Annotated in this window: 24 protein-coding genes; 11 read left to right on the plus strand and 13 right to left on the minus strand. The window is 69.7% G+C overall.

Annotated elements, in window-relative coordinates; all coding sequences use genetic code 11:
• Positions 1-69: 69 nt before the first annotated feature.
• The 3 genes from OG430_RS19375 to ilvA form a co-directional block, all read right to left on the minus strand.
• Positions 70-933 carry an ABC transporter permease gene (locus OG430_RS19375; RefSeq protein WP_327353800.1) on the minus strand — a complete coding sequence of 288 codons (864 nt, stop codon included), beginning with the start codon at positions 931-933 and terminating at the stop codon, positions 70-72.
• Positions 930-1,952, minus strand: a complete 1,023-nt coding sequence (locus tag OG430_RS19380) for an ATP-binding cassette domain-containing protein (RefSeq protein WP_327353801.1) — start codon at positions 1,950-1,952, stop codon at positions 930-932. The genes OG430_RS19375 and OG430_RS19380 overlap by 4 nt, the downstream gene beginning before the upstream one ends.
• 146 nt (positions 1,953-2,098) lie before the next feature.
• Positions 2,099-3,328 carry a threonine ammonia-lyase gene (gene ilvA, locus OG430_RS19385; protein ID WP_327353802.1) on the minus strand — a complete coding sequence of 410 codons (1,230 nt, stop codon included), beginning with the start codon at positions 3,326-3,328 and terminating at the stop codon, positions 2,099-2,101.
• A 242-nt stretch (positions 3,329-3,570) separates the two neighbouring features.
• On the opposite strand from ilvA, the gene OG430_RS19390 reads away from it, so the two are divergent.
• From OG430_RS19390 to OG430_RS19400, 3 genes are all read left to right on the plus strand, one after another.
• On the plus strand, positions 3,571-4,077 hold the full coding sequence (locus OG430_RS19390) for a MarR family winged helix-turn-helix transcriptional regulator (RefSeq protein WP_327353803.1): 507 nt from the start codon (positions 3,571-3,573) through the stop codon (positions 4,075-4,077).
• Between the two features lie 93 nt (positions 4,078-4,170).
• Positions 4,171-4,722: a sigma factor-like helix-turn-helix DNA-binding protein gene (locus tag OG430_RS19395; protein WP_327353804.1), complete on the plus strand. Its 552-nt coding sequence runs from the start codon at positions 4,171-4,173 to the stop codon at positions 4,720-4,722.
• Positions 4,719-4,970 carry a hypothetical protein gene (locus OG430_RS19400; protein ID WP_327353805.1) on the plus strand — a complete coding sequence of 84 codons (252 nt, stop codon included), beginning with the start codon at positions 4,719-4,721 and terminating at the stop codon, positions 4,968-4,970. Before OG430_RS19395 ends, OG430_RS19400 begins: the two co-directional genes overlap by 4 nt.
• An 88-nt stretch (positions 4,971-5,058) precedes the next feature.
• Here the strand turns inward: OG430_RS19400 and OG430_RS19405 are convergent, their stop codons facing one another.
• Entirely contained in the window at positions 5,059-6,237 is a 1,179-nt protein-coding gene (locus tag OG430_RS19405) for a cystathionine gamma-synthase (protein WP_327353806.1), read from the minus strand.
• A gap of 73 nt (positions 6,238-6,310) precedes the next feature.
• Here OG430_RS19405 and OG430_RS19410 point away from each other — a divergent pair, with 73 nt between their 5' ends.
• The 5 genes from OG430_RS19410 (at position 6,311) to OG430_RS19430 (ending at position 9,930) form a co-directional block, all read left to right on the plus strand.
• Positions 6,311-7,429, plus strand: a complete 1,119-nt coding sequence (locus OG430_RS19410; RefSeq protein WP_327353807.1) for a hypothetical protein — start codon at positions 6,311-6,313, stop codon at positions 7,427-7,429.
• Positions 7,430-7,604: 175 nt separating this feature from the next.
• Positions 7,605-8,267, plus strand: coding sequence for a peptide-methionine (S)-S-oxide reductase MsrA (gene msrA, locus OG430_RS19415; RefSeq protein ID WP_327353808.1), 663 nt, complete (start codon positions 7,605-7,607; stop codon positions 8,265-8,267).
• Complete coding sequence (locus OG430_RS19420) at positions 8,260-8,604, plus strand: hypothetical protein (RefSeq protein ID WP_327353809.1); 345 nt, start codon at positions 8,260-8,262, stop codon at positions 8,602-8,604. The genes msrA and OG430_RS19420 overlap by 8 nt, the downstream gene beginning before the upstream one ends.
• Positions 8,601-8,996, plus strand: coding sequence for a hypothetical protein (locus OG430_RS19425; protein WP_327353810.1), 396 nt, complete (start codon positions 8,601-8,603; stop codon positions 8,994-8,996). Before OG430_RS19420 ends, OG430_RS19425 begins: the two co-directional genes overlap by 4 nt.
• Positions 8,997-9,042: 46 nt before the next feature.
• Positions 9,043-9,930 (plus strand): aminoglycoside phosphotransferase family protein, encoded by an 888-nt coding sequence (locus tag OG430_RS19430; protein WP_327353811.1) that lies wholly within the window; start codon positions 9,043-9,045, stop codon positions 9,928-9,930.
• Between the two features lie 30 nt (positions 9,931-9,960).
• On the opposite strand, the gene OG430_RS19435 is transcribed toward OG430_RS19430, so the two are convergent.
• From OG430_RS19435 to OG430_RS19445, 3 genes are all read right to left on the minus strand, one after another.
• Positions 9,961-10,407 carry a carboxymuconolactone decarboxylase family protein gene (locus OG430_RS19435; protein ID WP_327359150.1) on the minus strand — a complete coding sequence of 149 codons (447 nt, stop codon included), beginning with the start codon at positions 10,405-10,407 and terminating at the stop codon, positions 9,961-9,963.
• A 205-nt stretch (positions 10,408-10,612) separates the two neighbouring features.
• Entirely contained in the window at positions 10,613-10,915 is a 303-nt protein-coding gene (locus OG430_RS19440) for a hypothetical protein (RefSeq protein WP_327353812.1), read from the minus strand.
• Between the two features lie 183 nt (positions 10,916-11,098).
• A complete protein-coding gene (locus tag OG430_RS19445; RefSeq protein WP_327353813.1) occupies positions 11,099-11,485 on the minus strand; it encodes a VOC family protein in 387 nt (128 codons plus the stop codon).
• A 119-nt stretch (positions 11,486-11,604) separates the two neighbouring features.
• On the opposite strand from OG430_RS19445, the gene OG430_RS19450 reads away from it, so the two are divergent.
• The gene (locus tag OG430_RS19450; protein ID WP_327353814.1) at positions 11,605-12,303 is read left to right on the plus strand and encodes a hypothetical protein; all 699 of its coding nucleotides are present in this window, start codon (positions 11,605-11,607) and stop codon (positions 12,301-12,303) included.
• Here OG430_RS19450 and OG430_RS19455 read toward each other — a convergent pair.
• The 3 genes from OG430_RS19455 to OG430_RS19465 all read right to left on the minus strand — a co-directional run bounded on the left by OG430_RS19455 (position 12,284) and on the right by OG430_RS19465 (position 14,471).
• Positions 12,284-12,640 carry a DUF1330 domain-containing protein gene (locus OG430_RS19455; protein WP_327353815.1) on the minus strand — a complete coding sequence of 119 codons (357 nt, stop codon included), beginning with the start codon at positions 12,638-12,640 and terminating at the stop codon, positions 12,284-12,286. The genes OG430_RS19450 and OG430_RS19455 overlap by 20 nt on opposite strands.
• Before the next feature lie 133 nt (positions 12,641-12,773).
• Positions 12,774-13,397, minus strand: coding sequence for an RDD family protein (locus tag OG430_RS19460; protein WP_327353816.1), 624 nt, complete (start codon positions 13,395-13,397; stop codon positions 12,774-12,776).
• 30 nt (positions 13,398-13,427) lie between these two features.
• Positions 13,428-14,471, minus strand: a complete 1,044-nt coding sequence (locus tag OG430_RS19465; RefSeq protein ID WP_327353817.1) for an NAD(P)-dependent alcohol dehydrogenase — start codon at positions 14,469-14,471, stop codon at positions 13,428-13,430.
• A gap of 175 nt (positions 14,472-14,646) precedes the next feature.
• On the opposite strand from OG430_RS19465, the gene OG430_RS19470 reads away from it, so the two are divergent.
• Complete coding sequence (locus OG430_RS19470; protein ID WP_327353818.1) at positions 14,647-15,609, plus strand: helix-turn-helix transcriptional regulator; 963 nt, start codon at positions 14,647-14,649, stop codon at positions 15,607-15,609.
• On the opposite strand, the gene OG430_RS19475 is transcribed toward OG430_RS19470, so the two are convergent.
• Both OG430_RS19475 and OG430_RS19480 read right to left on the minus strand, forming a co-directional pair.
• Entirely contained in the window at positions 15,597-16,361 is a 765-nt protein-coding gene (locus OG430_RS19475) for a group II truncated hemoglobin (RefSeq protein WP_327353819.1), read from the minus strand. The genes OG430_RS19470 and OG430_RS19475 overlap by 13 nt on opposite strands.
• Positions 16,351-16,785, minus strand: coding sequence for a winged helix-turn-helix transcriptional regulator (locus OG430_RS19480; RefSeq protein ID WP_327353820.1), 435 nt, complete (start codon positions 16,783-16,785; stop codon positions 16,351-16,353). The genes OG430_RS19475 and OG430_RS19480 overlap by 11 nt, the downstream gene beginning before the upstream one ends.
• A 25-nt stretch (positions 16,786-16,810) precedes the next feature.
• On the opposite strand from OG430_RS19480, the gene OG430_RS19485 reads away from it, so the two are divergent.
• Positions 16,811-17,197: a YybH family protein gene (locus OG430_RS19485; protein ID WP_327353821.1), complete on the plus strand. Its 387-nt coding sequence runs from the start codon at positions 16,811-16,813 to the stop codon at positions 17,195-17,197.
• A gap of 73 nt (positions 17,198-17,270) precedes the next feature.
• Here the strand turns inward: OG430_RS19485 and OG430_RS19490 are convergent, their stop codons facing one another.
• On the minus strand, positions 17,271-20,618 hold the full coding sequence (locus tag OG430_RS19490) for a S8 family peptidase (RefSeq protein WP_327353822.1): 3,348 nt from the start codon (positions 20,616-20,618) through the stop codon (positions 17,271-17,273).
• Positions 20,619-20,838: the final 220 nt, after the last annotated feature.

Below are 20,838 nucleotides of genomic sequence, written 5' to 3' on the forward strand. Positions count from 1 at the left end.
GCTTCGTCGTGTTTCCGTGGGCTGTCGGGCTGTCGGGCAGTCCGCCGTGGAGCTGTCAGGCAGGCGCTGTCAGGCAGTCGCGTTCCGGTACTTGCGTACCGCCAGGGTCCGGAAGATCACGATGATCAGGATCGAGTAGATCAGCGACGCCCAGACCGGGTGCTGCATCGGCCATGCCTGGGACATCGAGACGCCCGGGTCGCCGAAGAGTTTTCGGCAGGCCTGGACGGTCGCGCTGAACGGATTCCAGTCGGCGATGTGCCGCAGCCAGGGGGTCATCTGGCTGGAGTCCACGAACGCGTTCGAGATGAACGTGACCGGGAACAGCCAGATCAGCCCGCCGGACGTGGCGGCCTCCGGGGTGCGTACGGACAGACCGATGAGGGCGCCGACCCAGGTGAACGCGTACCCGAGCAGGAGCAGCAGTCCGAAAGCGCCCAGGATCTTGCCGATGTTGGTCGGCTGGAACGAGCCGAGCCGCCAGCCGACCAGGAGCGCGACCGCGGCGAGCACGGCCAGGGTCAGCGCGGTCTGCACGAGGTCGGCGATGGTGCGGCCGGTGAGGACGGCGCCGCGGGCCATGGGCAGCGACCGGAAGCGGTCGATGAGGCCCTTGTGCATGTCGTCGGCGATGCCCGCGCCGGCACCCGCGGTGGCGAAGGTGACGGTCTGGGCGAAGATGCCGGCCATCAGGAAGTTCTTGTAGACCTGGGGGTCGGTGGTGTTGCCGATCTTCATCGAGCCGCCGAAGACGTACGTGAACAGGATCACGAACATCACCGGCTGGATGAGGCCGAAGATCACCATCTCGGGAATCCGGCTCATGCGGATCAGATTGCGCTTGGCGACCACCAGGGAGTCCCTGATGGACTGGGAGATGCCACCCGATCCCACGGGGGCCGTGCCGGGCACGGCGTCGCTCACGGCGCTCACTTGGCCGCCTCCTTCTTGGACTTGGCACCCTTGGTCTTGGCGTCCTCCGGCTCTTCGCCCTCTTCCTTCGCGTCCTCGGCCGCGTGGCCGGTCAGCGAGATGAAGACGTCGTCGAGGGTCGGGCGGCGCAGGCCGATGTCGTCGATCTCGATGCCCTGCGCGTCGAGGTCGCGGATGACCTCGGCGAGCAGCTTGGCGCCGCCGGTGACCGGGACGGTGAGCTTGCGGGTGTGGTCCTCGACGGCCGGTTCGGAGCCGTCCTTGGCGAAGCCGCGCAGGATTCCGGCGGCCGTCGCGACATGGTCGCGTTCGTGCACGACGACCTCGACGCGCTCGCCGCCGGTCTGCGCCTTGAGCTGGTCCGAGGTGCCGCGGGCGATGACCCGACCGTGGTCCACGACGCAGATGTCGTGCGCCAAGTGGTCGGCCTCTTCGAGGTATTGGGTGGTCAGGAGCAGTGTCGTGCCGCCGCCGACCAGTTGCTTGATGACCTCCCACAGCTGCTGCCGGTTGCGCGGGTCGAGGCCGGTGGTCGGCTCGTCCATGAACATCACCGGCGGCCTGACGACGAGGGCGGCCGCGAGGTCGAGGCGGCGGCGCATGCCTCCGGAGTACGTCTTGGAGGGACGGTCCGCGGCGTCCGCGAGGTTGAACTGATCGAGCAGTTCACCGGCTCGCTTCTTCGCGTCCTTCGCACTCATCTGGTAGAGCTGGCCGACCATTTGAAGGTTCTCTCGGCCGGTCAGGTACTCGTCGACGGCCGCGAACTGACCGGACAGACCGATCGAGCGACGCACCCGGTTGGGGTGCTTGAGGACGTCGATCCCGGCGACGATCGCCTTGCCGCTGTCCGGCGTGAGGAGGGTCGTCAGGCAACGGACGGTGGTGGTCTTGCCGGCGCCGTTCGGGCCGAGCAGACCGAGGACGGTGCCTTCCGGGACATCGAGGTCTACGCCGTCCAGAGCCTTTACGTCGCCGAAGTGCTTGACCAGGCCTTCGGCGTAGATGGCGCCTGGCATAAGGGTTCTCCCAGGGTATTTGGGTGACTTCCTGCATAAATCTTAGGTAAGCCGGACTTGTCCCGCCCGGCGAAACCCAAGGGCCCAAGCAAAGCGCCACACCGTAACGCGATACATCGCGTCCCCTCAAGGGAATTTCGCGAGGCTCAGTCCATCACCGTGTAGCCCGCCCTGCGCAGCGCCGCACCGACCTCGGCGCAGTGCTCGGGGCCCTTCGTCTCCAGATGCAGCTCGACCTCCGCCTCCGTGAGCCCGAGCCGCGGGTCGGTCCGTACGTGGCTCACGTCCAACACATTCGCATCCACCACTGACAATTCCGCGAGGAGCGAGGCCAGCGCGCCGGGACGGTCGGTAAGACGCAACCGAAGGGACAGATACCTGCCTGCCGCGGCCATTCCGTGCCGAAGAATGCGCTGCATCAAAAGCGGGTCCACATTGCCGCCGGACAGCAACGCGACGACCGGGCCCTCGAACGCCTCCGGCCTGCTGAGCAACGCCGCCACCGGGCTCGCACCGGCCGGCTCGACGACCAGCTTGGCCCGCTCCAGGCAGAGCAACAGGGCGCTGGACAGGGCGTCTTCGGACACCGTGCGCACTTCGTCGACGTACTCACTGATGATTTTGAACGGTACGTCGCCGGGGCGGCCGACCTTGATGCCGTCCGCCATCGTCGTGGGGTGGGCGATCGCGACCGGGTGCCCCTCGGCGAGCGAGGGCGGGTAGGCCGCGGCGCCCGCCGCCTGGACGCCGATCACCTTGACGTCCGGGCGCAGCGTCTTCACGGCGACCGCGAGACCGGCCGCGAGACCGCCGCCGCCGATGCCGACCACGATGGTGCGGACCTCGGGGCACTGCTCGAGGATCTCCAGGCCGACCGTCCCCTGGCCGGCGATGATGTCGCGGTGGTCGAAGGGGTGGATGAAGACGGCGCCCGTCTCGTTCGCGTACTCCTGCGCGGCGGCCAGGGTCTCGTCCACCACCTGCCCCTGCAGCCGCACTTCGGCGCCGTACTCGCGGGTGGCGGCGATCTTCGGCAGGGGTGCGCCCTCCGGCATGAAGACGGTGGAGCGCACGCCGAGCAGCGAGGAGGCGAGGGCCACGCCCTGCGCGTGGTTGCCCGCGCTGGCCGCGACCACACCGGCCGCACGCTCCTCGGGGCTCAGGCCCGCGATGCGGACGTATGCGCCGCGCAGCTTGAAGGAGCCGGTGCGCTGAAGGTTCTCGCACTTGAAATGGACCGGGGAACCGACCAGTTGGGACAGGTGCCTGCTGCCCTCCATCGCGGTCACGCGCGCGACGCCGGAGAGCATCTTCTGGGCGCCGCGGATGTCGTCGAGGGTGACGCTGGGCAGGGGGTCGGCGGTGCGGTAGGTCATGACGTCAGTCTCGCAGTTCGAGACTGCGGGGGCTCGAGCGGTACTCGTGCAGCAGGGGTACGCGGGAGTAACCCCTCCCGTGCCACGCGCGTACCGGGGGAACCCCCGCGCACGCCAAGGGAGGCAAGGGCCCTCCGGTTTGTGCAGCGCCGGTACGGGCGGTGCCCGGGCCGCGTACCCTGTCCCCCAACCCACCGACACCTGCATGAAGTGAGCCCCCGGCCATGCCCACACCTTCGGACATGACGACCGACAGCCCCTCCGTCGGGAAGTCCGGCCTTCTCGACCACCTGCAGCACGAGGTCGCGGTCTTCGCCCGCCGTGCTGAACAGACCCGGCTCGGCGGCGTCGGCCAGGTGCGCAACTCCATGGACCGCGCCGCGTACCTGCTGCTCAACCGCCTGGACAAGGAAGGTCCCATGGGCGTCAAGGCGCTCGCCGCGTCCATGGGGATCGACTCGTCGACGGTGACCCGGCAGGTCGCACCGCTGGTCGAGTCCGGCCTGGTCAAGCGGACCTCGCACCCGGAGGACGGCCGTGCGGTGGTGCTCCAGCTGTCGCCGCGCGGGCAGGCCCGGCTCGACGAGGTGCGCTCCTCGCGACGGGAGCTCATGGCGCAGCTGACTGAGGACTGGGCCCCCAAGGAGCGCGAGGACTTCTGCACGCTCCTCACGCGCTTCAATGCGGCCCTCTCCGCGCGACAGGCCGCGGGCGGCGGCGCGAGCGAAGAGATCCCGCCCGCCTCCTGAACCTGCTTCCCGAAGAGGTCCTGCCCGCCTCTTGACCCGGGGCCCTCACCTGGCCGTAGATGAGAACTGAGTCCCCGGTATGCGGGAGGCCAGGTGCGAGCGCGGGCGTCGGCACAACAGGCCCGTCGGGCCCGGGAGTTCGAGGCATTCGTCGCGGGCGCGGCAGGGCGGCTGCTGCATGCCGCGACGCTGCTCACCAGTGAGCTCCCCGAGGACAATCCGCGCGCCCGCCGCCTGCTGACCGCCGCCCTCGCGCGGACCTTCGCGTCCTGGGACCGGCTGCGCGGCGACGACCCCTACGACCGGGCCCGCCAGGAGCTCGCGACCCGTTTCGCGTACATGGGCTGGCTCAGCCATCGCGGGCACGGCGGGCTGCTGTCGCGGCTCAGCCCTCGCGAGCGGCTGATCCTGGTGATGCGCCTGTACGAAGGCGTGGCCGAGGAGCAGACCGCGGCCCAGCTGGGGCTCTCGGTGGAGCGGGTGCACACGATCTGCCGGCGGGCCATGTCCGTGCTGCTGAGCGCGCCTGCGGGGGGTCCGGCGGCGAAGCAGGTGCGGGCCCCGAAGCCGGAGGCTCCTGCTCCGGAGACCCCGGCTCCGGAGGCCTCGACTCCGGACGCCCCGGTGGAGGTGGCTTCGCCGTGACCCTGCCCGATCGCAAGGAGACCCAGGTCCGGCGGCTGCTGGACACCGCGCTGCCCGGCGTTCCGCCCGGGGTCTGTCCGGAGGCGGTCCGCTGGGGGTCGCGGATCGCGCGGCGGCGCCTGGTCGCGGTCCGGCTGCTCTGGCTGCTCCTCTTCGCGGCGGTGGTGGCGTTCGCCGTCTGGGCCGGGATCGAACAGCCCTGGGTAGAACCCCCCTCAACGACGACACCCCCGCTCGAAGGCTGGTAGCCGGCGCTACGTGGGGGAAAAGGGGCACCCGGGCGCCCGAATTGGGCGCAATGCGCGCCCCTTTTCCCCCACTTACCGATCTCGGGGCTTAGCCCAGCGCCTGGCGGAGGTCCGCCAGGAGGTCGTCCGCCGACTCGATGCCGACCGAGAGGCGGATCAGGTCCGCCGGGACCTCCAGGGCCGAGCCCGCCACCGAGGCGTGCGTCATCCGGCCCGGGTGCTCGATCAGCGACTCGACGCCGCCGAGGGACTCCCCGAGCGTGAAGAGACGGGCCCGGTTGCAGACCTCGACGGCCGCCTCCTCGCCGCCCTCGACCTGGAAGGAGACCATCCCGCCGAACGACTTCATCTGCTTGGCGGCGATCTCGTGGCCGGGGTGCTCGGGCAGGCCCGGGTAGAGGACTCGCGTCACGCGCGGGTGGCTCTTCAGCATCTCGACGATGCGCGTCGCGTTCTCGCTGTGCCGGTCCATCCGAACGGCAAGGGTCTTGATGCCGCGCAGCACCAGCCAGGCGTCGAAGGGGCCGGCGACCGCGCCCATCGCGTTCTGGTGGTACGCCAACTCCTCGGCCAGATCGGGGTCGTTGACGACGAGCGCGCCGCCCACGACGTCCGAGTGGCCGCCCATGTACTTGGTCATCGAGTGCACGACGACGTCCGCGCCGAGCGCGAGGGGCTGCTGCAGGTAGGGGCTGGCGAAGGTGTTGTCGACGACGAGCTTGGCGCCCGCGCCCTGCGCCACGGTGGCGAGCGCCGCGATGTCCGTGATGCCGAGCAGCGGGTTGGACGGCGTCTCCACCCAGATCGCCTTCGTCTTCTCGGTCAGCGCGGCCCGCACCGCCGCCACGTCGCCGGTGTCCGCCACGGAGAACTCGACGCCCCAGCGCGAGACGACCTTCGCGAAGAGCCGGAAGGTGCCGCCGTACGCGTCGTTCGGGATGATCACGTGGTCGCCCGGGCTCAGCAGCGTACGCAGCAGGCAGTCCTCGGCCGCGAGCCCGGACGCGAAGGCGAGGCCGCGCCGGCCGCCTTCGAGGGCCGCGAGGTTCTCCTCCAGGGCGGTGCGCGTCGGGTTGGCGCTGCGGCTGTACTCGTAGCCGCCGCGCAGTCCGCCGACGCCGTCCTGCTTGTACGTCGACACCTGGTAGATCGGCGGTACGACGGCCCCCGTCAGGGGGTCCGCGGTGTTGCCCGCGTGGATCGCCAGGGTCTCGAAACTCTGCCCGCTGTGGCCGCCGGGGCCTTCTGTGGTGCGCTCGTCGCTCATACGCACCGAGCCTAGAGCCTGTGAGAGGCCATCCGGTTCGTCGTTTGTCAGCGCTGTCTGGTTCGCTTGGCGTATGAGCACTCTCTGGGTCCTGATGGCACTGGTCATGCTGGGCGCGGTCCTCGGGCCGCTCCTGATGCGCAGGCGTGGCGGAATCCGGCTGACGCAGCCCGGCGCCCCGGACGCCGCCGACCCGGCGAACTACGGCTTCCTGCGCCAGGAGGAGCTGGACATCCGCATGCCGGGCCCGGACCAGGACCTGCTCGACGTCCTGGACGTGGTGCAGCGTGCGCAGGACTGGAAGTACGCCTCGCAGCTCCTCGCCGGCACCGAGAAGGAGGGCGAGGTGCGCTGGCAGCGCGTCCAGGCCTTCGCGGGTGCGGCGTCCCTGGAGCTCGCGGAGCGGCCGGGTGGCGTGAGCGACACCCCCGGCGGGCAGTGGCTGCGGGTGTGGCGGGCCGAGTCGCCGAAGGACGCGGGCGGTGCGCAGGTGCACGCCGAGTTCCTGGTCCAGCAGGCCTTCCGAACCGCGCAGCCCGGGACGGACTCGTACCGGATCATCCTGGAAGAGGCGAGGGAAGCGTGCGCGGAGGCGGCGCTCCTGTCGCCGGGCGACCCGATTCCGTACATCACCGAGCTCGCGATCGCGCGTGGACTCGGCTACTCCCGCGAGGAGTTCGACCAGCTCTGGCTGAAGATCCTCGACCGCGCGCCGCAGCACATGGGGGCACACCTCGCCGCCCTGCACTACTCGTCGGAGAAGTGGCACGGCTCGCGGGAGGACGCGTACGCCTTCGCGGAGGCCGCGGCGGCCCGCGCCCCGCAGGGCTCGCTGCTCGCCGCCCTGCCGCTCTTCGCGGTGTACGACCACCTGCCCGACGTGACGCTGGTACGCAGCTTCTGGGAGAGCGAGGTCGTGCGGAACTCCATCGAGGGCGCCCAGTTCGCGGCCCACTCGGCCCGCCCGGACGACCCGATGCTGGCGCACGTACGGCATCTGCTCGTGTGGTTCCTGGTCCGCGGCGAGCGCTGGGGCGAGGCGATGCACCAGCTGGTCGCGGTGGACGGACACGTGGGCGCCCTGCCGTGGACGCTGTCGCCGGATCCGGCCGCCGAGTACGCGGTGTACCGGGCGCTGGCGGTCGCGGGGTACGAGGCGAACGGCGGGAGCCCGGCGACTCTGTCGCGCTGACGGGGAGCTGCCGCGGGGGGGCCGTGGAATCTCCGGGCGGCCGTACGGGGAACTGCCGCAGGGCGCCTTGGAATCTCCGGGGCGGCCGCACGGGGAGCTGCCGCGGGAGGGCTGTGGAATCTCCGGGGGCGGCCGTACGTTGACGTTGTCACCCGGCTGTTCCTAGGAGGACCCGATGCTTTTCGGCCGTACGCCCGTCCTGCCGACCCCCGAGGAGGCGCTGCGCGGCCGTCCCGAGCCGGCCCACTCGGTGCCCGAGCGGCACACCGTGCTCGGCCACGCCCTCCTCGGCCCCTACCCGCAGGGCCTGGAGGTCGCCGACTTCGCGCTCGGCTGCTTCTGGGGCGCCGAGCGCAAGTTCTGGCAGACCCCCGGGGTGTGGACGACCCTCGTCGGCTACCAGGGCGGCTCCACGCCCCACCCGACGTACGAAGAGGTCTGCTCGGGCCTGACCGGCCACACCGAGGGAGTCAGGGTCGTCTTCGACCCGTCGCTCGTCTCGTACGCCGACCTCCTCAAGCTCTTCTGGGAATCCCACAACCCGACCCAGGGCTTCCGCCAGGGCAACGACGTGGGCACCCAGTACCGCTCGTCCCTCCACACCCACTCCCCCGAGCAGGCAGCCGCGGCGGAGGCCTCGCGGGAGGCGTACCAGAAGGTCCTGACGGGCTCCGGGTACGGAACGATCACCACGGAGATCCTGCCCGCGGAAGGGAAGCCGTTCTTCCCGGCCGAGGGATATCACCAGCAGTACTTGGACAAGAATCCGGGCGGGTATTGCGGCATCGGCGGGACCGGTGTCAGTTGCCCCATCGGTGTCGCGTCGGCCGATGGCTGAGGGCTCTGCGGCGCCCGGCGGGTGGCTGAACGCCGAGGCGGTGCGGTGGGTCGACACGGACGGTTGGCCCCCGGTTTGCGAGGTCGTCTTCGATGACGTCGAAGGCGTGCGGCACTCCGTCATCGACAAGACACCCCTCTTCTACTGGGACGACGACGAGGAGCCGGGGCTGGAAGTGACGTTTCCGATCCCCGTGTTTCTGTACGCGGCAATCCTCGAACCGGGCGGCACCGGCGATCAGGTCCGTATAGGCATTGATCACCGGTCGGTCGGCGACGACGGATACGCCGAGTTCACCGTCTTCACCTATCAGATCGCCATGGAGACCGACGGGTGAGTCGGGGGAGTCAGGGGGCGGTCCGTCAACGGGCCGCTGTCATCTGGCCGTTCGTGTCGGTCGCGGGGCTGGTGGTCTCCGTCGGTGGGTGTCTGCTGGTGGGGCGGGCGTGGCGGGACTGTGACGTCGGGGTCAATGCCGTGGCCGACTCCGGGGCGCTTGCGCTGGTGTTCGTGCCGCTCGTGGCCGTCGCCTGCACGTGGTGGGGTGCGGCCCTGGGCGTGGTCGGCCGGCGGGCCGGTAACTGGGTCGGGACGCTGGTCGGGGTCGTCGGGTCGGTCGGGATCGGGTGGGCGCTGATGGCCTGGCTGGGTGTGCCCGACGGGTATCCCGCGCCGCTGTGCGCACCTGACAATGTCCCGGCGTGGTGGCCGCGGTGGCTGCCGGTCTGAGTCAGGACAGTCGGGGCAGGAGTGGGTGTCGGTGGGCGGCGGGAAGATGCATGACGACGAGGTCGAGACCGATGTGGGGCTCGTACGGCGGCTGATCCGCGGGCAGTTCCCGCAGTGGGCGGAACTGGCCCTGGAACAGGTCGAGTCGGCCGGGACCGTCAACGCCGTGTACCGGCTCGGGGACGACATGGCCGTGCGGCTGCCGCGCATCGAGGGCGGGGCCAGGGATCTGGAGCAGGAGCTGCACTGGCTGAAGAAGCTTGCGCCGCAACTGCCGGTGGCGATCCCCGTACCGTTCGGGGAGGGGCGGCCCGCCGAGGGGTATCCGTGGGCCTGGTCGGTGCAGAGCTGGCTGGAGGGCACCAATCCCGTCGTCGGCCGCATCGCCGAGCCCGAACTGCTGGCCAAGGACCTGGCCGCGTTCGTGGGGGCGCTGCGGCAGGTGGATGCCTCGGCAGGGCCGCGGGCGTACCGGCATGAGCATTTGGCCGTACGGGATGCCGAAATGCGCGCCGCAGTAGGGAAGTTGGACGGTGTCGTGGATGTCGGGGCCGTGCGCGACGCCTGGGAGGAAGCGCTGCGGGCCCCTCGGTGGGACGGGCCCGGAGTGTGGGTGCACGCCGATCTCTCACCGGGCAATGTGCTGGTCCACGAGGGGCGGCTCAGCGCCGTCATCGACTGGGGGTGTACGGGGCTCGGGGAGCCCGCGGTCGACCTGATTCCGGCCTGGAGCATGCTGACCGCCGACGCCCGCGAGGCCTTCCGCGACGCGCTCGGCGTCGACGACGCGCACTGGGCGCGGGGGCGGGGCTGGGCCCTTTCGATCGCCGCCATCGAGCTCGCGTACTACCAGGTCAGCAATCCGGTGATGGCGCACATCGCCCGCCATGTGATCGACGAGGTCGTCGCCGATCACCGACGGCGGGCTCGATGACGTACCAGCAGATCTGCTGACGCGGGCGTACTACCAATTCTGCTGGCCCGCGGGCTGCTTGGTGGTGACGTTGATGCGGTTGAAGAGGTTCGTGATGCCGATCGACAGGATCAGGGCCGCGAGCTCCTGCTCCGTGAAGTGGTCGGCCGCCTCGTCCCACACCGCGTCCGGCACCGGGTCCGCCTTGTCGCTGAGCCGGGTGACCGCCTCGGCGAGGGCGAGGGCGGCGCGCTCGGTGTCCGTGAAGTACGGGGCCTCGCGCCAGGCGGCCACCGCGTGCAGCCGCTGATCGGTGTCACCGAGCCTCTTGGCGTTGTCGACGTGGGCGCCCACGCAGAAGCCGCAGCCGTTGATCTGGCTGACGCGCAGGCCGATCAGTTCGAGCGTGGTCGCCGGTACGTCGGTCGTCATCGTGGACTTCACCAGGGCCATGATCGGCGGGAGGGAGTCGGGGAGGAGGGTGGCGGGGTTCTGCATGCGAGGGGTGATGGGGCGGACGGCGGAGGTGCGGACGTCAGTGGTGGGGGCGGTCTGGGTGGTGGTCATGGCTGGTCTCCCTGGAGGCTGGGCTTGCGTCGTTGGTTCGTTACTGCACTGACGTAGCCCGGCGGGAGAGTGTGACCGCCTCGCACGAAAACTTTTCACGGCCGGCCGGCCGAACCCGGCCAGGCAGGGCAGAGTCTCAGCGCCGGTGGCTCTCCCCGTACTCGCGCCACTTCTCCCCGGCCTCCCGGCCCTTCTTCTCAGCCTCCCGGCCCAGCTCCCGCCCGCGCTCCTCGGCCGACTTCGAGGGCTCGTTCGAAGGCTCGTTCGCAGGCTCGGACGACTTCGTGCCGGAGTCCGACGGGGTGGTGCTCGCAGGAGCCGAAGGCTTGGAGTCGTCCGAGCCCTCGAAGTCGGCCCCGTTGCACCCGGTCAGGGCGAGCGCGCCCGCGGCGAGCAGGCCGGGGACGAGAACGTGGCGGCACCGGAACCGGAACTTCATGGGTCAGTACTCCCGTACGGATGAGGATCACGAATCGAATGAACCCTCCATTCCTACGAGACGGGCACCCCGGCACACGGCACGCAAAGGCCCTTGTCCACAGGGCCGAAGGTCCCCGAGTCCGGTCCGGTCTGGTCAGTCCGGTCTGGTCAGTCCGGTCCGGTCCGGTCCGGCGGCCGAACGTCAGGAACCGCTGCCGTACGGCCGGGTGAAGATCTCCATGTTGTGGCCGTTCGGGTCCGAGAAATACGCCCCGCGGCCCCCGTCGTTCGTGTTGATCTGGCCCACGCGCTGATGCATGGGATCGGCGTAGTACGCGACACCCGCTGCCTCGATGCGGCCGAAGATCGCGGTGAACTCGTCCTCCGAAACGAGGAAGGCGTAGTGCTGCGAGGCGATCCGCCCGTCGCCGCCCTCGAAGTAGTCGAGCGTGACGCCGTTGTGCGTCTCGACCGGGATGAACGGGCCGTACGGAGCGCCCACTTCGAGGCCGAGAAGATCGGCGAGGAAGGCGGCCGACGCCTTCTTGTCGTGTGCGGAGACGATGGTGTGGTTCAGGTCGATGGTCATGGCGATACCTCCTGCGAAGACGCTATTGCGGCACCTTCGCCCACACCATCGGCAATCCGACGTAGGGACCTGGACCGACCCCCTCGGCCTTCCGGCCCAGGCATAGGATCCGGTTCACCATGAACGAACTCCCGCCGCCTCAAGGACCTTTGGCGCGCTTCGGTGACCTCCGCCCCGTCCTCGTCGAAGTGGCTGCCGAAGGCCGCTGGGAGGAGGCTCGGGTGATCTCCGCGGGGACGGTCCCCTCCCCCGCCGAAGTCTCCCTCTGGCTGCGGGAGTACGCCGCCGAAGGTGCGGCCGACATTGCCGTCGAGGTCTTCTTCCACGAGCCGGGCGGGGAATCGGGCAAGGGATCGGGCGGGGAGTCGGGCGACGGGCGGGTCTTCCTCGGCATGCGTCGGCCCGAGCTCGAAGACCCCGTCCGGGCGGGCGCGTTCGTGCACGCCGTCACCGCCTCCCTCGCCGACGGGAGCTGCGCCCGCCTCGCCGACGCCGTCCGCCGCTGGTGGTGGCCCGGCGCCTTCACCGGCCCCCCGCACGCCCTCGACCTCGGCGTGGTCAACGCCTGGCACTCCGTCGGCCCGGCCCGCGTCTGGCGGACCGGCGCCCCACCGCCCGAGCCGGAGGACATCGCCGAACGACTGGCCACCCGCCCGGAGCTGCTCGCCCCGAGCGAGCTGCCGCTCGCCGTCGAGGTGGCGTACGGACATCCGTGGCCGCACTGGCTCGGCATCCAGCTGCACCGCGCCGGCGGCCCCCTGGGCATCGCCCGTCAACTGAGCGACCTGACCGGCCCTTTCACCGACCCGCCGAGGTGAACCCGGACGCCCGCATCCCCTCCGCAGTGGCCGCCGCGTCATAGTCCGGGTCGACGCCCTGGATCATCACGAGGTCGCCGTCTATGTGGTTCGTACGCATCGGGAGGATCTCCTGGTACGCGTCGGAGGCGTACCAGGCCTTGGCGCTCGTCTCGTCGGGGAAGCCGACCATGACCAGGTGACCGGGCCAGTCGCCCTCGATCACTTCGACGTCCATGCCGTGCGTGAGGAAGCGGCCGCCGAAGGGGTCGAGGGTGGACTGCATGCGCTCGATGTAGACGAGGATCTCCTCGTGCGGCCGGACCTCGCGCAGGTGGGCGACGACGTAGTAAGTCATGGTGATCTCCTCGGAGTTCGCGGTCGGGCGTCCGTTCGTTCGTTTCGATGTGAACGATCCTGTCCCGTCCCGCGTGCCCAGTCGATTACTCGCGAGGTAATGACGGCCCCGGACGTCATGACAGCCACATGGCTCAGAGGTCTTTGCGCCGCACCGGCCGCAGTCCGCACAGATCCGGCGCGTAGATCTCACCGCCGTCGCTGTTGCGCACCGTGCCGGGCGCCTCATGCCCGGTGTACGCCCGTATCTGGGCCCGCAACCAGTAGTAGGGCTGCAACGGCAGCCAGCAAAGCCCCGCCAGCCAGCGCCAGATGAGGCGGAACGGCCCCGGCCGACCACCGTCCGCGGCCCGCACCACCCGGATGCCGGTGATCAGCTTGCCGACGCTGGCCCGCGTCAGGAGCGTAAGGACGACGTGGTTGGCGAAGGAGACGGCGAGGAGCGTGCAGAACATCATGAGGGTCAGCTGACCGCTCTCGCCGTTCCACTCGTACCGCTCCTGGAGCTCATCGCCGGCCACGTACCAGAAGACGACCGTGACCAGCACATCGCAGAGCACCGCCAGATGGCGTCGGCCTTCACCCGCCATACCGATGCCGGACGCCCGCCGCTGGGGCGCGGCGGGCGGAGGCATCGGCTGCCCGAATTGTGGCTGGACGTACGGCTGTTGATGCGCCTGCCGGCCGTACGACTGCTGGTACGGATTCTGTGCGTACGGCTGCGCCACCTGCTGCTGATTCCCCCGTGGTTCATGCATGACTCACATCATGCAACACCCCACTGACACTCAGATCGTCGCCGTGTCGATCACGAACCGGTACCGCACATCGCTCGCCAGGACCCGCTCGTACGCCTCATTGATCTGGTCCGCCGAGATCAGCTCGATGTCCGAGCCGAGCCCGTGCTCCCCGCAGAAGTCCAGCATCTCCTGGGTCTCCGCGATGCCGCCGATCATCGACCCGGCCAGGGTCTTGCGGCCGCCGATCAGGGAGAACATGTTGAGCGAGTTCGGCTCCTCGGGGGCCCCGACGTTCACGAAGGCGCCATCCGTCTTGAGCAGCCCCAGGTACGCGTCCATGTCCAGCGGCACCGCGAGGGTGGAGACGATCAGGTCGAAGGAGCCGGCCAGCGCGTCGAAGGTGGCGGGGTCGCTCGTCGCGTAGTGGTGGGCGGCGCCGAAGCGCAGGCTGTCGTCCTTCTTGCGCAGGGACTGGGACAGGACGGTCACCTCGGCGCCGAGCGCGGCCGCGATCTTCACGCCCATGTGGCCGAGACCGCCGAGCCCGAGGATGGCGACCTTCTTGCCGGGGCCGGCGTTCCAGTGCTTGAGCGGGGAGAACAGCGTGATGCCGGCGCACAGGAGCGGGGCGGCGACGTCCAGGGCGATGCCCTCGGGGATGCGTACGGCGTAGTTCTCGTCGACCACGAGGTGCGTGGAGTAGCCGCCGTAGGTGGGCTCGCCGTTCTTGTCGAGGGAGTTGTACGTGCCGGTCATGCCCTTGGTGCAGTACTGCTCGTCACCCCGCAGGCAGTACTCGCACTCGCGGCAGGAGTCGACGAAGCAGCCCACGCCGACGCGGTCGCCGACCTGGTACTTGGTGACGCCGGAGCCGACCTCGGTGACCACACCGGCGATCTCGTGGCCGGGCACCATCGGGTAGATGCCCTCGCCCCAGCCGTCGCGGGCCTGGTGGATGTCCGAGTGGCAGATGCCGGCGAACTTGATGTCGATCAGGATGTCCTGGGCGCCGACCGCGCGGCGCTCGATGGTGGTGCGCTCCAGAGGGGCCTTCGCGGAGGGTGCGGCGTAGGCGGCGACGGTGGTGCTCATGGTGGGGGTTCCCCTTGTCCTTCATCGATCCTGCGTGCCTTGTGACCATGAGCTTGCCGGAGCGCACCGAGGCTACCCAGCCCACTGTTGTGCCTATGTCCGGCGTGCCTAGGTCCCGCGTTCCTACCACTGGCGGGGTCAGGCTGCGCTGCGGCACCCCGGTGATACTGGGCTCATGGAAGAACAGGAACAGCCGGCACCCGAAGTAGCCGCACGAGCACCGGGTGCGACCGGAGCGGCCGGCCCCGCGGACCCCACGCTCGACCGGCGTGCGGAGCTCAGCGAGTTCCTGCGCACCCGCCGGGCCCGGCTGAAGCCCGCCGACGTGGGCATGCCGGACTACGGGCACCGGCGCCGGGTCCCGGGCCTGCGCCGCGAGGAGCTGGCGCAGCTCGCCGGGGTGTCGGTGGCGTACTACACCCGGCTCGAGCAGGGCCACGGCGCGAACGTGTCCACCGAGATCCTGGAGGCGATCTCCCGTGCGCTGCGCCTGACGGACGCCGAGCACGCGCATCTGCTGCATCTGACCCAGCCCAAGACGCACAAGAAGCGCCGCCGCACCTGCGCCCGCCAGCAGGTGCGGCCGGCGCTGCAGCAGCTGATGGACGCCATGGACGGGGTGCCCGCGTACGTGGTGGGGCGGCGTACCGACATCCTCGCGTGGAACCGGGCCTGCGCCGCGCTGTTCGGCGACTTCGCGTCCTGGCGGCCCGAGGACCGCAACTGGGCTCGGATGATATTCCTCAACGAGGCGGTGCAGGGCCTGTTCCTCGACTGGGAGAGCAAGGCCAGTGACGTCGTCAGCTATCTGCGGATGGACGCGGGCTGCCACCCGGACGACCCGCAGCTCTCCACCCTGGTCGGTGAACTCTCCGTCAAGAGCGAGGAGTTCCGCCGGATGTGGGCCGCGCACGACGTGCGCGAGAAGGGGCACGGCACGAAGCTGCTGCGCCATCCGCTGGTGGGTGAGCTGACGTTGTCGTTCGAGACGCTGCAGCTGTCGGACGACGCGGAGCAGTATCTGACCACCTACCACGCAGAGCCGCACTCCCCGTCCGCGGAGGCGCTGCGGCTGCTCGCCAGCTGGGGCACGGATGCCGCGTCCCAGCCGACGGCCGGCGAACGTCAGGGCTTGTAGGGCTTCATCGCCCCCCAGTTCCAGTGCGGCACCGGCTGCTCGGCCGGCCGCGTGGCGTTCGGCCCGGAGAAGTACACGGCGAGCCGCGTCCCCCACTCGATGTAGGCGAGGAAGGCGGACCGGAACTCGGCGTCCGTGGGCAGCCCGGCCTCGTCCGCCGCGTCCTGGATCAGGTTGACCCAACGGCGGCGCTGCGGCTCGCTGATGCCCTTGCCGAGGTGCTTGCCGACCATGTGGGCGTGACCGCCGTGCTGCTCGCTGTAGGCCGCCGGTCCGCCGAAGACCTCGCCGAGCCAGAGCGCGACGTGGTGGGCGTGCTCGTGCGGGAGGTCCGCGAAGAGCGGGGCCAGGAGGTCGTCCTTGAGGACCAGGGAGTAGAAGGTCTCGGTGAGGCGGCCGAAGGCCTCCGCGCCGCCCGCCCAGTCGTAGAGGCTGGGCGCGGACGCGCCCTTGCCCTCGATTCCGGTGGGTTCGTAGTGCCGCATTTCCTCTATGTGACTGACGTACGGCTGGATCTCCTTGAAGAAGGCCTGGAACTCCGGGGAGCCGCGGAACTTCTCGAGGTGGTCGGTGGCCGAGGTCCACGTGATGCGGAGGATGAGGACATGGTCGTCCTCCGCGCATTGGGAGAGTTCGTAGTCGACGCAGTACGGGGATGCGGCGAGCGGAATCGCGGCCCTGCGGTAGGAGTCGAGGAAGGTCTCGCTCAGCAGCCTTTCGGGCAGGCGGTAGCGGATGTATTCAACGGTCATGGCTGAGCCTCTCGGATGACGAGTCCGTGCCCCAGTCCCACAACGCCTGCAGGACTGGCCCCAATTCTCGCCCGTGGTCGGTCAGTTGGTACGTCACCGTCGGGGGCCAGGCCTTTGTGCGGTGCCTCTCCACCACCCCGGCGGCGACCAGCTGGGCGAGCCGGTCACTGAGCACCTTGTCCGAGAGGCGGGGCAGTGCGGCGGCCAGTTCGCTGTAGGCATAGGAGGGACGTCGAAGCAGCTCGCGGACGACCAGGGTGGTCCAGCGGCCGCGCAGGGCGGCGAGGGTGATCTCGACGGGGCAGGCGGGGCTGGGGGCGGGCGCCTCGGCCCTGGGATCGGCGGGCAGGCCCGGAATCAATTCGTCCGCCGCCGCGATCGCCGCACTGTTCGCGGCCGCGTTTCCTACCGTTTGGTGAGCCACGAATGCGTCTCCTACCGTCGCCCGCATGACGTACGACATCTCAACTCTCCCCGCCCGCCCGGAAGATGTTCCCACGGCCTTTGCCGCGCGTTTCAACAGCGGTGACGCGCGTGCGGTGCGGGAGCTCTATGAGGAACAGGCCGCCTTTGTCCCGGAGTCCGGAATTCCGGTGCACGGCGCGGCCGGAATCGCCGCACAGAACGCACCCTTCATCGGGCTCGGACTCCCGATCACCGTACGGCCGCGGGCCGTTCACGCGGCGGGCGACATCGCACTCCTGATCGTGGACTGGGAGATCGGGGGCGAGGTCGCCTCGACCGCCACGGATGTGGCCCGGCGCGGTCCCGACGGCTACTGGCGGTATGTGATCGACAGCCCCTTCGGCGGAGCCCGAACGACCGACGAGGCCTGAACAGGAGACGGCCCCCGCCGGAGCCGAAGCTCCGACGGGGGCCGCCCGAGGGCTACTGCCTACGCGGGGAAACTCACTTCCCGTAGTACGCGTTGTAGATCGACACCGTCGACTTGTTGCCCTTCTTGTCCGTGATCTTGGCGTGGAAGGAGATTCCCTTGCCCTTCGCCGGGTTCTTCACGGAGATCTTGCCGTTCTTGACCTTGACCTGCTTCCAGGTCTGGCCGTAGTCGTACGAGACGTACGTGTACAGCGACTTGAGGTTCGAGCCGGCAGCCGCACCCTGCACCGACACCGGGACGTCGACCTTCTTGTCGGCCTCGGCGCGCGAGCTGAGGTCGACCGGCGCCGAGAAGCGGGCCGTCGAGACCGGCAGGGCCGTCTCGTCGGTGACCTTCTTGGAGCGGAAGGAGAAGCTGACGTCGATCCGGGTCGCGGCGGCGGCGATCGCCACCTTCCGCTTGATGGACGACGTCAGCTTGTACGCGGCGTCACCGGACGGGACCTTGAACGCGCCATCCTCACCCGGGAACGCGGTGAGCGGGTTGTCGTTCTCGGCGAGCTTGGTGCCGTTGCGGTACAGGGTCGTCTTGACGTCCGAGTACAGCGACGAGCCCGCGTGGCCCTTGCCGTCGGCGAAGACCGGCAGGTAGCCGTAGAGCTGGTTGCCCGTACGGAAGACGCCGTAGCTCTTGCTGACCCGCGGGCCGAAGACGCCGGTGTTGAAGACCTTCTCGTAGGTCTTGCCGGGCTCGTAGATCTGCGCGGCACCGAGCGTGTAGTACGCCTCGGTGGTCGGGAAGCCCTCTTCGTCCGGCGGACCCTGCTGCTCGAACGAGACGTCCCACTCGGTCTTGTTGGACGTGGAGACGTACAGCGTGCGGGTGCTCGGCAGGGACTGCGTCGGCGAGAACGCGGAGGCCGAGTTGGAGCCCGGCAGCATCCCGAAGGCCGTGACATTGCCCTTCTTGCCGGCGCTGGAGGCGCCCAGGCCGACCTTCAGCGTGGCCAGCTCGCTCTGCTTGACGTGCTTGGTGTAGCCCGTCGCGAGCTTCTTGACCTTGCCGCCGTAGACCACCGAGTACTGGCTCTTCGCGTCCTTGATGAAGTGCCCGTCCCAGGTCTGGGACAGCGTGCCGTCGGTGACCTCCGGACCCAGGTGCGCGGTGCGGAAGTTGGTGTAGCCGTCGAGCCACCAGCCGAAGCCGTACGAGCCGTTGCCGGCCTCGACGGTGTACTCGGGCGAGGCGAACTCGGCCTTGGCGCCACCGGGCACGGTGAAGTCCACCGGCTTGGTGGTCCGCGCGTCCAGCGTCAGCGTGGTGTCCTTGTTGACGGTCAGCTTCGGCTGGGCGATCCAGTCGGCGCCCTTGGTGAAGTCCCGCGGGTCGACCACGATGTCGGCGTTGAGGATGTAACCACCCTTGGGCGCACGGAACTTGACCGTGCCCGGCTGGTCCTCGGTGTAGAAGTCGCGCCCCTCGGCGGAACCGGAGACGCCGATCAGGTTGTTGCCGAAGTACTTGGCGTCGTTGCCTTCACGGTCGATGTTCTTCAGCGTGACGTCGTACGACTCGACCTCGCGCTCGACCGCGGCCGCGGTGCGCACCGACTGGCCGCCGCCGGTCGCCACGACGTACGCGGAGTAGGAGCCGTTGAGGTTCCCGCCCAGCTTGGTGTCGGCCGTCACGTCGACGGCGGCGGTGCCGCCCGCCGGGACCGTCACCTTGTCGGCGCTGACCTTGAAGAAGCCGGCCGGGGCCGGGTTGCCCTTCGGGTCGAGGCCGGTCGCCTTCAGGTCGAGGGTGACCGGGTCCTTGCCGAGGTTCTTGTAGGTGACCTTCTTGGAGATCGGCGCGTCATCCGTGTGCGGCCACTGCGCCACACCGAAGGACACCGACACCGGCTCGGCGATCACGTTCTGCTTGATCGCCTGGTCGACCTGGATGCGGCCCGAACCCTGCTGGAACGCCGTGTACTTGCCGCCCTTGGTGGAGGCGGTCAGCGCGCCCTTGAGCTCGGCGGACTTCCAGTCCGGGTGCTGCTGCTTGAGGATCGCCGCCGCGCCCGCGACGTGCGGGGTCGCCATCGACGTACCGGAAATCGTGAAGTAGCCGGGGGCCGGGTGCGGGACGCCGGGCTCCTTGTCGATGACGCTGCCGGGTGCGGCCGCCGCCGTGATGTCCACGCCGGGCCCGGTCACATCGGGCTTGATCGCGCCGTCGCCGATGCGCGGGCCGCGGCTGGAGAAGTCGGCGAGCTTGTCGCTCTTGTCGACGGCGCCGACGGTGAGCGCGGCCTCCGCGCTGCCCGGCGAGCCGACGGTGCTGTCGCCGGGGCCGGAGTTGCCCGCGGCGATCGCGAAGAGGATGCCCTTCTCCGCGGATAGCTTGTTGACGGCCGCCTCGAGCGGGTCGATCTCGGGGGTGTCCCCGCCGCCCAGGCTGAGGTTGACCACGTCGGCGCCCTCGGCCGCGGCCCACTCCAGGCCCGCGAGGATGCCGGAGTCGTCGCCGTAGCCGTTGTCGTCGAGGACCTTGCCGCTGATGACCTTCGCGCCCGGTGCGACGCCCTTGTACTTGCCGCCGGACTTGGCGCCCGTACCGGCCGCGATCGAGGCGACGTGGGTGCCGTGACCGAAGCGGTCCACGGCGTCGGCGGCGGTCGAGAAGTTCTTCTCGCCGATGACCTGGTCCTTCAGGTCGGGGTGCGTCTTGTCGACACCCGTGTCCAGGACCGCGATCTTCACGCCCTTGCCGTCGAAGCCGGCCGCCCAGGCCTTGTCGGCGCCGATCTGCTTGACGCTCTTGTCGAGGCTGGCCTTGCGGACGCCGTCCAGCCAGACCTTGGCTACGCCCGACGCCGTGCTGCGGGAGCCGCGCTGCTCGTTGGTCAGCGCCTCCCAGACCTTGGCCGCGTCGTCCTTGGGCGTACGGATCGCGTCCGCGTTGAGGGACTTCAGGGTCCGGCGGAGCGTCGTGTCACCGGCACCGCGCACCTCGGCCTTGGCGGCGGAGGCCGCCCCCTTGTAGCCGACGATCAGCTGAAGGCCCTTCTTCTGGGCCTTGCGGATCTGCGCCTTGTTGAGCTCGGTGATGTCGAAGAGGCGGGCGTCGAGCTTGCCCGCGGCTATCAGGCGGCGCGCGTCGTACGGCACCACACTGGTGTGGCCGTCGTGCCGCTGCACCTGCACCGGTATGTGCTCACGGCCCTTGGCGGGCTCGAGGCCCAGGACCTTGCCCTTGGCGTCGACCACCACACGGTCGCCGGTGATGAGCTGGATCCGGTGGTTGGGCGTGATGCGCTCAGCCCCCGCTGCCCCCGCTGTGGCTTCCGCCTTCGCCGCCGCCGGGCTGGTCATGCCGGCCGCGAGGGCCACTGCCGCGGCCGCTGCGATGGTGGAAGCGCACGCTCTTTTCACTTGTTTGCGCAAGTCTCCCCCTGGAGATGGAGATGAAGCTTTTCGTTCATCCGTGGCCGGGGCCCTATCGACTGCGCGTGCCCCCGGTCCAGGCATTATGAGGGAATGATGAAGACGGGCTCAATAGCGTTACGGCAGTAAAGAGTTGATGGACATGTGATTCAGACATTTCTGAAACGTTGGGTTCGCAAGCGAACGCCGGACCCCGTTCGCACGTCTT

It is taken from the genome of Streptomyces sp. NBC_01304 (genome assembly GCF_035975855.1).
Classification (GTDB): Bacteria; Actinomycetota; Actinomycetes; order Streptomycetales; family Streptomycetaceae; genus Streptomyces.

Coding starts and splice junctions, on each gene's coding strand:
- OG430_RS19380 (WP_327353801.1), bottom strand. CDS start 1,952: ATGCCAGGCGCCATCTACGCCGAAGGCCTGGTCAAGCACTTCGGCGAC.
- ilvA (WP_327353802.1), bottom strand. CDS start 3,328: ATGACCTACCGCACCGCCGACCCCCTGCCCAGCGTCACCCTCGACGAC.
- OG430_RS19390 (WP_327353803.1), top strand. CDS start 3,571: ATGACGACCGACAGCCCCTCCGTCGGGAAGTCCGGCCTTCTCGACCAC.
- OG430_RS19405 (WP_327353806.1), bottom strand. CDS start 6,237: ATGAGCGACGAGCGCACCACAGAAGGCCCCGGCGGCCACAGCGGGCAG.
- OG430_RS19410 (WP_327353807.1), top strand. CDS start 6,311: ATGAGCACTCTCTGGGTCCTGATGGCACTGGTCATGCTGGGCGCGGTC.
- msrA (WP_327353808.1), top strand. CDS start 7,605: ATGCTTTTCGGCCGTACGCCCGTCCTGCCGACCCCCGAGGAGGCGCTG.
- OG430_RS19420 (WP_327353809.1), top strand. CDS start 8,260: ATGGCTGAGGGCTCTGCGGCGCCCGGCGGGTGGCTGAACGCCGAGGCG.
- OG430_RS19430 (WP_327353811.1), top strand. CDS start 9,043: ATGCATGACGACGAGGTCGAGACCGATGTGGGGCTCGTACGGCGGCTG.
- OG430_RS19435 (WP_327359150.1), bottom strand. CDS start 10,407: ATGCAGAACCCCGCCACCCTCCTCCCCGACTCCCTCCCGCCGATCATG.
- OG430_RS19440 (WP_327353812.1), bottom strand. CDS start 10,915: ATGAAGTTCCGGTTCCGGTGCCGCCACGTTCTCGTCCCCGGCCTGCTC.
- OG430_RS19445 (WP_327353813.1), bottom strand. CDS start 11,485: ATGACCATCGACCTGAACCACACCATCGTCTCCGCACACGACAAGAAG.
- OG430_RS19450 (WP_327353814.1), top strand. CDS start 11,605: ATGAACGAACTCCCGCCGCCTCAAGGACCTTTGGCGCGCTTCGGTGAC.
- OG430_RS19455 (WP_327353815.1), bottom strand. CDS start 12,640: ATGACTTACTACGTCGTCGCCCACCTGCGCGAGGTCCGGCCGCACGAG.
- OG430_RS19460 (WP_327353816.1), bottom strand. CDS start 13,397: ATGCATGAACCACGGGGGAATCAGCAGCAGGTGGCGCAGCCGTACGCA.
- OG430_RS19465 (WP_327353817.1), bottom strand. CDS start 14,471: ATGAGCACCACCGTCGCCGCCTACGCCGCACCCTCCGCGAAGGCCCCT.
- OG430_RS19470 (WP_327353818.1), top strand. CDS start 14,647: ATGGAAGAACAGGAACAGCCGGCACCCGAAGTAGCCGCACGAGCACCG.
- OG430_RS19475 (WP_327353819.1), bottom strand. CDS start 16,361: ATGACCGTTGAATACATCCGCTACCGCCTGCCCGAAAGGCTGCTGAGC.
- OG430_RS19485 (WP_327353821.1), top strand. CDS start 16,811: ATGACGTACGACATCTCAACTCTCCCCGCCCGCCCGGAAGATGTTCCC.